At 59.7% G+C, this 13364-nt stretch carries 15 protein-coding genes and 1 pseudogene; 8 read left to right on the forward strand and 8 right to left on the reverse strand.

The window, feature by feature from the left end; translation table 11 throughout:
- Positions 1-103: 103 nt before the first annotated feature.
- The 4 genes from EOL43_RS00700 (at position 104) to EOL43_RS00715 (ending at position 2831) form a co-directional block, all read left to right on the forward strand.
- Positions 104-607, forward strand: coding sequence for a type III secretion system chaperone family protein (locus tag EOL43_RS00700; protein ID WP_133484878.1), 504 nt, complete (start codon positions 104-106; stop codon positions 605-607).
- Positions 608-725: 118 nt separating this feature from the next.
- Positions 726-1541, forward strand: coding sequence for a pyrroline-5-carboxylate reductase (gene proC, locus EOL43_RS00705; protein ID WP_420867487.1), 816 nt, complete (start codon positions 726-728; stop codon positions 1539-1541).
- Between the two features lies 1 nt (position 1542).
- Positions 1543-1884, forward strand: coding sequence for a tRNA-binding protein (locus tag EOL43_RS00710; RefSeq protein WP_133485519.1), 342 nt, complete (start codon positions 1543-1545; stop codon positions 1882-1884).
- Complete coding sequence (locus tag EOL43_RS00715; protein WP_240686416.1) at positions 1878-2831, forward strand: 2-hydroxyacid dehydrogenase; 954 nt, start codon at positions 1878-1880, stop codon at positions 2829-2831. Before EOL43_RS00710 ends, EOL43_RS00715 begins: the two co-directional genes overlap by 7 nt.
- A 145-nt stretch (positions 2832-2976) precedes the next feature.
- Here EOL43_RS00715 and EOL43_RS00720 read toward each other — a convergent pair whose 3' ends face one another.
- A complete protein-coding gene (locus tag EOL43_RS00720; RefSeq protein ID WP_133484880.1) occupies positions 2977-3555 on the reverse strand; it encodes a thymidine kinase in 579 nt (192 codons plus the stop codon).
- Between the two features lie 372 nt (positions 3556-3927).
- Between EOL43_RS00720 and EOL43_RS00725 the strand changes: the two genes are divergently transcribed.
- Positions 3928-4395, forward strand: a complete 468-nt coding sequence (locus tag EOL43_RS00725) for a hypothetical protein (RefSeq protein ID WP_133484881.1) — start codon at positions 3928-3930, stop codon at positions 4393-4395.
- Positions 4396-4409: 14 nt separating this feature from the next.
- Here the strand turns inward: EOL43_RS00725 and EOL43_RS00730 are convergent, their stop codons facing one another.
- Together EOL43_RS00730 and EOL43_RS00735 are read right to left on the reverse strand one after the other, a co-directional pair.
- The gene (locus tag EOL43_RS00730) at positions 4410-4763 is read right to left on the reverse strand and encodes a diacylglycerol kinase (RefSeq protein WP_133484882.1); all 354 of its coding nucleotides are present in this window, start codon (positions 4761-4763) and stop codon (positions 4410-4412) included.
- Positions 4757-5143, reverse strand: a complete 387-nt coding sequence (locus EOL43_RS00735; RefSeq protein WP_420867488.1) for a YigZ family protein — start codon at positions 5141-5143, stop codon at positions 4757-4759. The genes EOL43_RS00730 and EOL43_RS00735 overlap by 7 nt, the downstream gene beginning before the upstream one ends.
- A gap of 77 nt (positions 5144-5220) precedes the next feature.
- Between EOL43_RS00735 and EOL43_RS15470 the strand changes: the two genes are divergently transcribed.
- The gene (locus tag EOL43_RS15470) at positions 5221-5472 is read left to right on the forward strand and encodes a hypothetical protein (RefSeq protein ID WP_133484883.1); all 252 of its coding nucleotides are present in this window, start codon (positions 5221-5223) and stop codon (positions 5470-5472) included.
- Here the strand turns inward: EOL43_RS15470 and glpK are convergent.
- Positions 5459-6924: pseudogene (glpK, locus tag EOL43_RS00745) on the reverse strand (glycerol kinase GlpK). The gene EOL43_RS15470 and the pseudogene glpK overlap by 14 nt on opposite strands.
- Before the next feature lie 237 nt (positions 6925-7161).
- Here glpK and EOL43_RS00750 point away from each other — a divergent pair.
- Positions 7162-8739: a hypothetical protein gene (locus EOL43_RS00750; protein WP_133484884.1), complete on the forward strand. Its 1578-nt coding sequence runs from the start codon at positions 7162-7164 to the stop codon at positions 8737-8739.
- Here EOL43_RS00750 and EOL43_RS00755 read toward each other — a convergent pair whose 3' ends face one another.
- The 4 genes from EOL43_RS00755 to EOL43_RS00770 form a co-directional block, all read right to left on the reverse strand.
- Positions 8740-10110, reverse strand: coding sequence for a glutamate--cysteine ligase (locus EOL43_RS00755; RefSeq protein ID WP_133484885.1), 1371 nt, complete (start codon positions 10108-10110; stop codon positions 8740-8742).
- Between the two features lie 63 nt (positions 10111-10173).
- A complete protein-coding gene (locus EOL43_RS00760; protein WP_133484886.1) occupies positions 10174-10692 on the reverse strand; it encodes a hypothetical protein in 519 nt (172 codons plus the stop codon).
- A complete protein-coding gene (locus tag EOL43_RS00765; protein WP_133484887.1) occupies positions 10689-11504 on the reverse strand; it encodes a hypothetical protein in 816 nt (271 codons plus the stop codon). The genes EOL43_RS00760 and EOL43_RS00765 overlap by 4 nt, the downstream gene beginning before the upstream one ends.
- A 95-nt stretch (positions 11505-11599) precedes the next feature.
- On the reverse strand, positions 11600-12325 hold the full coding sequence (locus EOL43_RS00770) for a 16S rRNA (uracil(1498)-N(3))-methyltransferase (RefSeq protein ID WP_133484888.1): 726 nt from the start codon (positions 12323-12325) through the stop codon (positions 11600-11602).
- Positions 12326-12336: 11 nt separating this feature from the next.
- On the opposite strand from EOL43_RS00770, the gene ubiA reads away from it, so the two are divergent.
- A complete protein-coding gene (gene ubiA / locus EOL43_RS00775; RefSeq protein ID WP_133484889.1) occupies positions 12337-13305 on the forward strand; it encodes a 4-hydroxybenzoate octaprenyltransferase in 969 nt (322 codons plus the stop codon).
- Positions 13306-13364 lie beyond the last annotated feature (59 nt).

Genomic DNA, 13364 nt, shown 5'->3' on the forward strand with positions numbered 1-13364 from the left:
GCGCAAAGAACGCCGAACCTTGTACAGGCATCAAGCATTTGTGGCCATTAACGGTCGCTGCCACGACCCCGTCACAAATGTTGAAACCAATGGGGGGCATATCATGGCCGCAACCGAGCAGTACATCGAAAGCGAAGATCTTCACCCAATCGACATTGTCGAAACCATCGCGGAACACCACGCGTGGGAGTTCGACCGCGTCGCCGAGGATCAGATTGCCATGGCGGTTGAGGGCCAGTGGCGCACCTACTCGATCACCTTGGCCTGGTCGCCCTATGACGAAACCCTGCGCCTGATCTGCACCTTCGAAATGGAGCCGCCCGAGGACAGCCTGCCGCGCGTCTATGATGCTTTGAACCGCATCAACGACCAGTGCTGGACTGGCGCCTTCACCTACTGGGAAGAGCAGCGATTGATGGTCTGGCGCTATGGCCTGCCCCTGACGGGCGGACAGTTCGCTGGCCCCGAGCAGATCGACCGCTTGATCGCCTCGGCCGTGTCCGCATCGGAACGTTTCTACCCCGCGTTCCAGCTGGTCGCATGGACCGACCGCAGCGTCGAAGACGCGCTTCAGGTCGCCATCGCCGAGGCCTACGGGCGCGCTTAACTCCACCATTTACCACCACTCACTATCTCAGCCGCGCCTTCGGGCGCGGTTTCAGCTTGCGCCGCTCGCACTGCGCTCTAATCTCGCACGTCAAATAGACACGGGATGGGACGTCATCATGATGGATCAGGTAAAATCGCGCGGGCTGGTACTGTTGGGCTGCGGCAAGATGGGATCGGCCATGCTGGAAGGTTGGCTGTCGGATGGGCTTCCGACCAGCTCGGTCTGGGTGAACGACCCCTACCCGTCGGAGTGGCTGCAATCGTTGGATGGGTTGAACCTGAACACGACGCTACCCGAGAACCCTGCGATTGTGCTGATCGCCGTGAAGCCGCAAATGATGGCCGAAGCGCTGCCGTCTTTGAAAGCGCTGGGCAATGGCACCACCCTGTTCCTCTCGGTCGCTGCGGGCACGCCAATCTCGACATATGAGGATATGCTGGGCGACCAGACCCCCATCATCCGCGCCATGCCCAACACCCCCGCCGCCATCGGGCGCGGGATCACCGCGATCTGCGGCAATGATCATGCCAGCGCTGGCGACATGGATCTGGCCCAGGCGCTCTTGTCTGCTGTCGGACAGGTTGTCCGGCTGGACGGGGAACACCAGATGGACGCCGTCACCGCCGTGTCCGGCTCTGGCCCCGCCTATGTGTTCCATTTGATCGAAACGCTGGCGGCGGCTGGCGTCAAACAGGGCCTGTCCGAAGCGCTTGCCATGCAATTGGCCAAAGCCACCGTGGGCGGCGCGGGCGCATTGGCAGAACAGGCTGACGACGACCCGGCCCAACTGCGCGTGAACGTCACCAGTCCCGGCGGCACCACCGCCGCCGCGCTGTCCGTTCTGATGGACAAGGACACCGGCTTTCCCGACCTTCTGACCCGCGCGGTAAATGCCGCCGCTGACCGTTCCAAGGAGCTTGCCAATGGCTGACATGACCCCGGAAATCACCTTCGACGACTTCATGAAAGTCGACATCCGCAAGGGAACCGTCCTGCGCGCAGAACCCTTCCCCGAAGCGCGCAAACCCGCCATCAAACTGTGGGTCGATTTCGGTCCGGAAATTGGCGAGCGCAAAAGCTCGGCCCAGATCACGCAGCATTACGCGCCCGAAGATTTGGTGGGCAAATCCGTGCTGGGCGTGGTGAATTTCCCGCCGCGCCAAATTGGGCCAATGCGGTCGGAAGTGCTGATCCTTGGCCTCTACGACGCTGACGGGAATGTCGGCCTGATCACACCAGACAAAGACACCCCGGACGGAGCACGCTTGTGCTAAGCCTTTTCATTTCGCGCCCTCTGCCCGACGCCGTCCTGACCCGCGCACACGCGTCCTTTGACACCACCGTGCGCGACATCACCACCCCCATGACGCAGGACGAGATGATCGCAAGCCTGCGCGACTACGACATCGTCCTGCCGACGCTGGGCGACCTCTATACGGCTGACATTTTCGAAGACGCAGGCCCCATCCGCGCCAAACTGCTGGCGAATTTCGGCGTGGGGTACAATCATATCGACGTGATTGCGGCCAAGGCGCACGGCCTTCAGGTGACGAACACCCCCGGCGCGGTCACCGACGCCACCGCCGACACCGCCATGACCTTGATCCTGATGACCGCCCGCCGGGCCGGAGAAGGCGAACGCATGCTGCGCAATGGCGCGTGGGACGGCTGGCACCCTACACAGCTTCTGGGCATGCATGTGTCGGGCAAAACGGTCGGCATCATCGGCATGGGCCGCATTGGCGAGGCGATCGCCAAACGCTGCCATTTCGGTTTTGGCATGAATGTGGTGTTCTACAACCGATCGCCGAAAACGCCTGACCTCCCGGCAAAGCAACTTCCCAGCATCGACGCCGTCGCCCGCGCTGCGGACATCCTTGTCGTCGCGGTTCCAGGCGGGGCCGAAACGCACCACTTGATCGACAAAGACACGTTCGACGCTATGCCGTCCCATGCGCTCCTGATCAACATCGCGCGCGGAGAAGTCGTGCGCGAAGCCGCCCTGATCGACGCCTTGGAACAAGACCAGATCGCAGGCGCCGGTCTGGACGTCTACGAGTTCGAACCCAAAGTGCCCAAAGCGCTCACCGACCGCGAGGATGTGACACTGCTCCCGCATCTGGGTACTGCCACGCTCGAGGTGCGGACGGATATGGGCATGCTGGCGATGGACAATATCGAGGCGTTCGCCAACGGAGCACCGCTACCAACCCCGGTCTGACCTTCCTCTCGCCCGGGGCTCTGCCCGTTTTCAGCGAAAAAGATCCACGGGGCCCTTCCTCTTGCCGAAAATACCTCCGCCGGAGGCACCGCCTGTCGCGCCGCGACAGGCCATCAAGCGCGCCGCAGGCGCTCAATTGGTAAACCTAACCACCCGTCGCCTCGCGCCAGTGGCGACGGCAGAGCGACACATAGGTCTCGTTCCCGCCAATCTGCACCTGATCGCCGTCGGTCAACACACGCCCCTGATCATCCTGCCGCACCACCATCGTGGCCTTCTTTCCGCAGTGACAAATCGTGCGCACCTCTCGCATTTCGTCGGCCAACGCCAACAGTGCCGCAGATCCCGGGAACAGATTGCCCTGAAAATCCACCCGCAGCCCATAACACATCACCGGTACGCCCAGATCATCCACCGCACGCGCCAGTTGCCAGACTTGCTCGCGGCTGAGGAACTGCGCTTCGTCAATGAACACACATGCACACGGACCCTCTGCCTGACGCCGCGCGATCTTGTCATACAGATCCTCGCCCACCCCAAAGGTGTCCGCGTCCGCGCCGATCCCAATCCGGCTGCCGATCCGCGCCTCACCCGCGCGATTATCGAATTGCGCGGTGATCAGATAGGTCTGCATCCCGCGTTCGTGATAGTTATAGCTGGCCTGTAGAAGCAGGGTCGATTTCCCCGCGTTCATGGTCGAGTAGTGAAAATAGAGCTTTGCCATACCCCTGAATTACGCGGCCTGCACAGACGGTTCAACCCGTCTCGGGCGTGCCGAAAAGGAGAAAGCGGATGCGCACACAAATCAGGTCGATGGGCAAAGCCCGGGGATGGAAATGACCGTTGCACTGGGAAAACAATTGCATCCCGCTTTCTCGTGCGGGCCTCGCCCACACCCCCACAGCACACTGACCGCAGGGCCTTTCTTTCCAACGCAGGTCGCGCCGGGCACTTGTCACGAAAACTCTCTCACTCGCAAACAGCAAAAAAGAACTCGGTACACCTTTGAAATAAGCCATTCCATTATAGTGAAAATAATGGGAAAAGAGGTGTGGAATTCCCCACACGCATGTGGGGACGACAAGGGAATATGAGTATGGCTGGTGTTGGAAGCTATCTGAAAAAACATACAGAGGCCCTGGTGAAGGACGTCGGGCTGGAAGCAGCCTGTTCTGCGACGGGTAAATCCAAGGCCACTTTGGGACGTTACTATTCCGATAGCGAAGAACACGCCGACCGCTTCATGCCCATCGATGCCGTCGCCGCGCTGGAAGAAGCCGCGCGTTATCCGCATGTCACCAGCGCACTGGCCGAGCTTCAGGGGATCACCATCTCTTACGATTCCGAGCGCAAGAACTCGACCGAAGGTGGGGTGAATAGCGACGTAATTGCCCTGTCACAGCGGTTCGCCATGCTGATGGCTGAATACCAGCAGTCCATCGAAGACGGCATCATTACGATCAACGAAGCCAAGCGCCTTCTGCGCGAGACGCTGGCGCTTCAGCATGTGCTGATCGACATGAAGCTGCATCTGGAAGAAGAGGCTGGGAACGGCCAAGCCTAATTACGTCTGCCTGATCATCCGAACAGGATTACTGCCCACGCAACGCCACAGGCAATCGCCGTCAGCGCGACAAAGGCGCTGGCCGTATCCTTGGCCTCGCGCGCAAGGTCGTGTTGTTCGCGGGTGACCAGATCCACGGTGCGTTCAATCGCGGTGTTGATCAGCTCGGAGGCGACGACCAGCACACTCAGCGCCAGAAGCAGCGCGGTTTCCCCGCGGGTCAAATCCATCCACAGTGCCGCAGCACAGGAAATCACACAGGCGATAGCCCACTGCCACAACGACGCCTCGGTTCGCCACGCGGCGCGCCACCCGGCCCAAGACCAGATGCATCTTTGCCAGAATCGACGCAGGAAAGCCTTCAGCATGCGTCCCCCTTCAGCGTTGCATTCTCTAGATAATGTTGCACCGCGTCCTGCACCCGGCGATAGCGATCTCCGCCCAGCTTGGTGCCGCCGAACCAGCGGGTCACCACGATGATATGGCCCGTGACGCCCTCGCGCTCCAGCATCCGAAGAATGACCATGCCCGCGCCCGCCTCGCCATCGTCACCTTTCGTACCACCCTCGTCGGGCAGGATCGCCGCCCAGGTGTTGTGCGTGGCCTTGGCATAGCGTTTGTCGCGGGTCAGGGTTTTCAAAAACGCCTTCACATCCGCGCGGCTGCTCACCGGCCCGCCCGAGACCGCGTATTTCGATCCTCGGTCGGTCAGAAACCCGCTGAATTGCTGCATATCTGTCTTGCCCATAGGTAATGTATAGCCGCGGCGCCAACGCTTCGCCAGATCACTCTGGCCTTTGCCGCCCAAGCGGATAGACTTGGATCATGTTTACCATCGAACACGAATTTGACTCGACCGTCGTCACTCTGGTGGATGAGGGCGAGGATACCGAAGCCCCGCACTTGAACGAAGATGTGGTCATCAATGCCTTTGCTGGATGTGTGACGCTAGAGCAATGGGATCCGCGCACCGATCAGGTGCATAAGATCACCTTGTCGCCTGCGCAATTGCGCGACTTGACTGCCGCACTGAACCTGCCCGAAGGGATTTATCGGTCCGAGATCAAGCGCGGCTAAGCGTCCGTGCCACCGCATCTTTCCAGCCCGCATAGCGGCGGGTGCGGTGTCGTTGTCCATCTGCGGCGCAAAGCTGCGCTCCAGCGCCCAAGTCTCGGCAAATCCGGCTTGATCGGGATAGATCCCGGCCTTCATGCCCGCAAGCCACGCCGCGCCCAGCGCGGTGGTCTCCAGAACCGTCGGGCGATCCACGGCGGCCTCATTGATGTCGGCCAGAAACTGCATCGCCCAGTCCGATGCCGCCATCCCGCCATCAACGCGCAGCACCGTGTCCCCGGCATCGCCCATATCGGCCTGCATCGCCTCAAGCAGGTCGCGGGTTTGGAAGCCCACGGCCTCGAGCGCCGCACGGGCGAATTCCTTGGGGCCAGACCCACGGGTCAGACCGAACACCGCACCGCGACACTCTGCATCCCAGTAGGGCGCACCCATGCCGGTGAAGGCGGGGACAAGGATGACCTCTTGCGCGGGATCGGCAGCATCGGCAAGCGCAGTCGTCTCGGCCGCGTTGTCGATGATCCCCATCCCATCGCGCAACCACTGCACCGCAGCCCCTGCGATGAAGATCGAGCCCTCAAGCGCGTAGGTCGGTTTGCCGTCCAGCTGGTAGGCAATCGTAGTCAGCAGTCGGTTCGTTGACGCCACCGGCGCGTCGCCGGTGTTCAGCAGCGCAAAACACCCGGTGCCATAGGTAGACTTCAGCATCCCCGGCTGAAAACAGGCCTGCCCGATGGTTGCCGCTTGCTGGTCGCCTGCGACGCCCAGAATGGGCACCGGCGCGCCTAAAAGGTCGGTTACGCCAAACTGGGACGCACAATCGCGCACCTCGGGCAGCATGCCCATCGGGATGTTCAAAAGCGCGCAGATATCCGCATCCCACGCCCCGCGCTTGATGTCGTAGAGCATCGTGCGCGCAGCATTGGTAGCGTCAGTCACATGTGACGCGCCGTCGGTCAGCCGCCAGATCAGAAAGGTATCCACAGTGCCAAAGGCCAGCTCTCCGGCTTCCGCCTTCGCCCGCGCGCCGTCCACATTGTCCAAGATCCACGCCAGCTTCGTGGCCGAGAAATACGGGTCCAGCAAAAGCCCCGTCCGGTCCGTCACCAGCGCTTCATGCCCGGCGGCTTTCAGATCGGCGCAGGTTTCAGCGGTCCGGCGATCCTGCCAGACAATCGCGTTATAGATCGGCGCCCCGGAGACCCGGTCCCAGACCAACGTCGTTTCCCGTTGGTTGGTGATGCCAATGGCCGTGATCTGTTGCCCTTCGGCGGCCTCAAGACAGGTCGCACAGACGCTTTCCCAGATTTCTTCCGGGTCATGCTCGACCCAGCCCGAGGCCGGGAAATGCTGGGTGAACTCTTTCTGCGCCACGGTGGTTGGTCGCATATCCCCATCAAACAGGATCGCGCGCGAAGATGTGGTGCCCTGATCAATGGCAAGAATATGTGTCATGCTGGCCTCCCGGTCGGTTTGGAAGATACCGCTAACATCCCGGCGCGTGTGTGTCACGCCTCATTGGCTTGTCGAGCGGGTCAGTTGCTCATAATTCCAACAACGTTAGAAGTGAGACACCGGACCGAACACCTGATCGAATCTGAAAGGGCAATGAACCCGGGGAAGGTGTTGCCTCATGCACTTCCCTTGGCTCATAGTTCCATTGACAACTTCATGACAAGGTGAATTTAGCGCATGAACCCCGTGGCAATTCTGCTTCTTGCGATCGTCGTGATGCTCTATGGAGCCTATCCCACCCTGATCGCATTTATTCCACAAGGTGCTGTCTCTACAGCTCAGTTTTTAACTATTGCGCTTGGAGTTGCGACGCTTGTGCCCTCGATGCTGCTTGTCAGCGTTATCATGTTGGGTTTGTTTGCAGGCACGTCAAATCGCGTTACCTTCAAGCTTCTTCTGACCACCCTGAATGGAAAAATGTTTCGGACAGGCGTTCTGAACGCCGTCGGAAACACAGGCGCTTTCGGTTGCCTATTTTTTGCTATTCAAGGTGGTGCTGCCGTCGAAGCTTCGGTTTTGTATGAACTGTTCGCGACTTTCTATTTGATCGCGACGATGGTTTTCGGGGCGCGGATTGCAGCCTCAGATCCAACCGACCCTCGTAAATTCAACCAGATGCAAAGCTCCAGAACCACTGTCTTGTTCTTCACGATTGGTGCCGCTGGTGTGATCCTGTTGGGAACTTCGCGTCATATCGAAGCCATTCGGCAAACCGGTGAAGTCGCTGCCAACTTGAGCCCGTGGATCTTTGTCGCAGCAATTTGTTCTCCACTTTTGATGGCTATGTCGACTTGGTTCAACACCGGCAACGGCCACTATATCAAAACTCAATTGACTGATCGTGTCCGAAGTGAATACGGGCTTCCAAGTCGTTCTCATCACCGCACCAGCGAACGTGTCATCAGTGCGTTAACGGCAAGCATACTTGTGCGTGGGATGTCTACGATCGGCGTAGGGATGTATTGGCTTACGCTCGGTCCGTCAGAAGTGGCGAGCTTCTCGCCTGATCAGTCTGCCTCACCCTTGCTTTTCGTTGTGCTTTGCGGCGTCGCGATGGGTTTCGGAGGGGCACTTAGCACCATAACCAACAACTTGGTGAACAGCTCGAATGTGAATTTGATGCTGTACTTCGAACCCTTCATCGCTGTCTTGCTTTTGAATTATTTCGGATTTGTCGAGGGTACACACAGCATGGTGTTCTATGGTGCGATGCTGGTTCTTACCGCAAACTTCATCCTGACGGCCCCGGTTCCGATGAGTACGGCATTTCGCGGAGCGATGCTGATGTTTTGCGTCGCTACGCTCATTGTCCTTGTGGTGCCTTTCCACATGACCAAACCCGACACAGGGTTGGTAGGAACAATACTTGGACTTTTCGGCTTGATTGCAGCCTTTGTCACCGATCGCTTAATCCGTACTGAAGAAAGCCGACTGACCGTCCACAGGTCAAACACACGCGACTATGGTTCTATCGATGCACACAATCGACAGACGATCTTTGTCCTATGGATCCTAGGGTTAGGCGCTTTGGTATTGGTGCTCGGATTTAGGCCTGAAATGTCCAAGCAGTATGACTTCTTTGCCGTCACAATCTCGGTTGCGATCGCGTATCTGGGAATTATGCCGATCGACCTGATTACGCGTGTAACCGAAACCGATCGCAAAGCGGCGAAGAGTTATTGGTCGATGACCGCTTCGGCGTTGTTCATACTGGGGCTGTTCATCTTGCTATTGCTTGCTTTGTCAGCCCGGTGATCAGTAACTATACTCCGCATAAATCCGGCTGAGATCCCCATCCCATTCGCCGTGATACTTGCCCAGAAGTTCACAGGCGGGCGAGCGGCCTTCTTCGACGCTTTCTTGCAGCGCGTTCAGGAAGTGGGTCTCGTCGGGTACCATGCCGCCGCTGCCCACACGGGCGCGGGCTTTCAGGCCGGTTTCGGCGATTTTCACCACGTCACGAGCAAGGTCGATCATGCGGATGCCATTCACCTCGGCTTGCAGACCCTCGACGGATGCCGCGACGCGCAGCGCCTCGCGGGTTTCTGCGTCCCAGCCTTTGGCCAGATCCCATGCCGCATCAAGGCTGGATTGGTCGTACATCAGGCCAACCCACAGAGCGGGCAGCGCGCAGAGGCGACGCCACGGGCCGCCATCGGCGCCGCGCATTTCCATATATTGTTTGATCCGTGCCTCGGGGAAGATCGTGGTCAGGTGATCGGCCCAGTCGCTCAGCGTCGGCGTCTCGCCCGGCAGTGCAGGCAGTTTGCCCTGCATGAAGTCGCGGAAAGATTGGCCCAGCGCGTCGATATATTCGCCATCGCGATAGACGAAATACATCGGCACATCGAGCGCATATTGCACGTAGCGCTCGAACCCCATACCGTCTTCAAACACAAACGGCAGCATCCCGGTGCGCGCGCCATCCAGATCGCGCCAGATGCGCGAACGCCACGACTTGTGCCCGTTGGGTTTGCCTTCAAAGAAGGGCGAGTTCGCAAAGAGCGCCGTCGCCACCGGCTGCAGCGCCAGCGCCACGCGGAACTTCTGGACCATGTCAGCTTCGTCCGCGAAGTCGAGATTCACCTGCACGGTGCAGGTCCGGTACATCATCTGTTTGCCGTGCGTGCCGACCTTGTCCATATAGTCGGTCATCAGCTTATACCGCCCCTTGGGCATTACCGGCATTTGCTCGTGCGTCCACTCGGGCGCCGCACCCAGACCTATGAAACGCGCACCGATTTCGTCCGCGATCTCGTGCACTTCACGCAGGTGTTCGTTCACCTCGTCACAGGTCTGGTGGATGTTGTCCAACGGCGCGCCGGACAGTTCGAACTGCCCACCGGGTTCCAACGAGATGTTCGCGCCCTCGCGCTTCAACCCGATCAGGTTGCCTGCCTCGCGCACCTCGGTCCAGTTATAGCGGTCGCGCAGACCTTCCAGCATTTTCAGGATCGAGCGATCGCCGTCATAGGGCAGCGGCTTTAGCGTGTCCTTGCAATAGCCGAACTTCTCGTGCTCGGTGCCGATCTTCCAAGTCTCGCGCGGTTTACAGCCGTCTTCCAGGAACTGGGCCAGCTGATCGTGATGGGTGATCGGACCACCACCGGACTGAGGAATGGACATGTTCGGCTCCTGTTGAATACGCCCTTTTGGGGGCTCCAGTCGTGGGGCAAGCGGCGGCCAGTGTCAATGCAGCTTTGCGACGCCGCGCGTCCATATCACGACAGTGTCATTGGGGGGCGTAGTGGGGGGCGTGTTCACCGCCCGGATCGCGGCGTCGATATTGGCGCCAGACAGCGCGGTCAGCGCGTCAAAGATCGCCTCGGCCCCTTCGGCGCGGGCGGGGATCGTCAGGACGGCGCCCAACTGCTGAAACCGCCAAACCGGAAGCCCCGCCAAATCGCGCCCAATCTCGATCCGCACCACATCGTCAAGCGAAGCAAAGCCGCCCCCGACCGGCGCCAGATATGTCACTTGGCGTTCGTCAATCTGCACCACGCCAACACCCCCATGGGCCGAGCGAATACGCGCACGGCGCAGGCCGGACCACAGGATCACCGCGCCGAACGCCGCCAAGGCCAGCCCCATCCATGTGATCAGTCCCAGCGAGCCCCATGCCCACCAGAGACCGAGAAGGACGACGGCGGCACCAATCAAGGCTTCGCGATAGCGGTGGATTTGGGATTTCAACTCTGGCCGGATCATAAGGTCTCACTGTCCAAAGGATGCCATTGGGTATCGCTGCGTTCTTGGGGAGCCACGCGGTCCATACGTGACAGTCCCTCATAGGGGGCATTTACCGCCTCAAATCTATTTGCTGTCAGATCTGCGACGACGCGTTCGGGATGATCAGGAGTTTTGCGTAAAAGGCATCCATCACGAGAGAATATAACATCACCCCGCCATGCATCTGCCCATTCAGTTTCTAACGGGATCGCACTTTCGGGATGGTGCAGTTCATGTGACAGCCACACCCAGTTACCATTTGGCCCTGAACGACGCTGGCAAAGCCCGCGGGTCAGCGTGCGCTGCAACAACCACCCATCAGACACTGGCTTTTCCCAAACCCAAACACGCGCGGCCAGTCGGCCAAACTCTTGCTCTTCTCTTTGATCGACCAACGCCCAACCGTCGCGTCGCATCCAAGGCGTATCTACTGGCGACAGGCCCTGCATGTCCTGCGGAAAGGCTGGTATGCGTTTTAACCCATGCTCTTTCAACAAATCTTCACCACCGGGGACAGCGCGCGTCGCCCCAACCCAGAAACGGTGATTGTCCAGAAACATCGCCCCGCCCTCGTCAAGATCGGGCGTGGGATAAAGCGCGAGGGCCGTGAAAAATGGTGGCTTCGAGATCGCAACGTATGATTGGGCTGTCCCGAGATTTGGGTCATGTGTCGCCGCGTTGTAAATCAGGTATCGACCTTCTGGCGTCAGATCGGCACCTTCTGTGTAGGCGCGATGCTTTAACCACTGCCCTTGCGTGATCTTGTTCGTTTCCAGATCCCAAGTCAGCATCTGCACCTGTTTCGAAGGTCCGCGACGAAACACAACAGCCAACGATGCCTCCCGTGCGAGGATCGCGTGAACCCGTGGTGGAGGAGCGGGCGTCGTCACCCCCAATCCCCAAGCACTTGCTGCCACATGGTCATGGCGGCGACGGCGGCGGTGTCGGCGCGCAGGATGCGGGGGCCGAGGCTGACGGGGTGGGCATTTTCCATTGCGTGGAGGCGGGCGCGTTCGCGGTCGGAGAAGCCGCCTTCGGGGCCGATGAAGATGGCCCAGCGGTGACCGCTGGCGGCCGAAAGTGTCTCGGCAGCGCCGACCAATGCCTCGTCACAGAACATGATCTGGCGGTCGTCGGGCCATGCGTCCAGAAGCTTGTCCATACGCATCAGGTCCACGACCTCGGGCACATAGGTGCCGCCGCATTGCTCGGCCGCCTCGACAGCGTGGGCTTGCAAGCGGTCGCGGCGGATGCGTTCGGAGTTGGTGAACTCGGTTGACATGGGCTGGATCAAGGCGGCGCCCATCTCGGCGGCTTTCTCGACGATGAAATCGGTGCGGGCTTTCTTGATCGGCGCAAAGCACAGCCACAGGTCAGGAGGCATGTGCAACGGGCGGGATTGTTCAAGACACTCCAGCACACCCTTGCGCTTGCCGGCCTCAATCACGCGGGCGGGGTATTCGCCGTCTCGCCCGTTGAACAGCGCCACAAGATCGCCTTCGCCCAGCCGCATCACCCCAAAAAGGTAATGTGCCTGATCGCGATCCAGCGAAACGGTTTGCCCCTGACCCAAGGGGTGATCTACATAGAGCCTGACTTTTGCCTGTTTCATGAGGGAAATCTATGACCCCGAACACCGATTTGCCAGACCAGAATGGACAGGTTTCTGATGCCTATACGGGCAATTGGGTGGATCACCGTGCGCCCGCGTGGTCGCGGCCCTATCTGCGCCTTAGCCGCGCGGATCGTCCGATTGGCACGTGGCTTCTGCTGATCCCCTGCTGGTGGAGCCTGCTTTTGGCCACCGCAAGCACCGGCCGCTTTGGCTGGTATGACGCATGGATCATGCTGGGCTGCGCGATCGGAGCTTTCCTGATGCGTGGGGCGGGGTGTACGTGGAATGACATCACCGACCGTGATTTCGACGGCAAGGTCGAGCGCACGAAAAGCCGCCCGATCCCCTCGGGTCAGGTCACGGTGAAACAAGCGTTGGTGTGGATGGGCGTTCAGGCGCTGATTTCCTTCGCCATCCTTCTGACCTTCAACTGGACCACAATTCTGCTGGGTGTCGCGGCCCTGCTGCCCGTGGCAATCTATCCATTTGCCAAGCGCTTCACATGGTGGCCGCAGGTCTTCCTTGGCATCGCGTTCAACTGGGGCGCATTTGTGGGGTGGGTTGCGCATACCGGATCGCTCAGCTTCGCGCCTGTCGCGCTTTATGCCGCTGGGATCGCGTGGACGCTGTTTTATGACACGATCTATGCCTATCAGGACACGGAAGACGACGCGCTGATCGGCGTGAAATCCACCGCACGCCTATTTGGCGAAAACAGCCGCGCATGGCTGCGGTTGTTCCTGATTGCCACCGTCGCGCTGACCGCCCTTGCGATCATTCTGGCACTGCCCCCCAGCGCAAACGTGCTGTCTCTGGTCATCGCGCTGGGTGGCGCGTGGTTCATGGGGTGGCATCTGGCATGGCAACTGCGCTCGCTGGACACGGACAGCCCGGAAAACTGTCTAAAACTGTTCCGATCCAACCGTGATACGGGGCTTATTCTTGTGCTGTTTCTTGCCGCAAGCCAAATCGTATGATTGCACCCTGCCCCCTGACCCCATAATAAACTAAAAACCAAAGAAATCACGGACCTGAA

This window comes from Aliiroseovarius marinus (genome assembly GCF_004360145.1).
GTDB lineage: Bacteria > Pseudomonadota > Alphaproteobacteria > Rhodobacterales > Rhodobacteraceae > Aliiroseovarius > Aliiroseovarius marinus.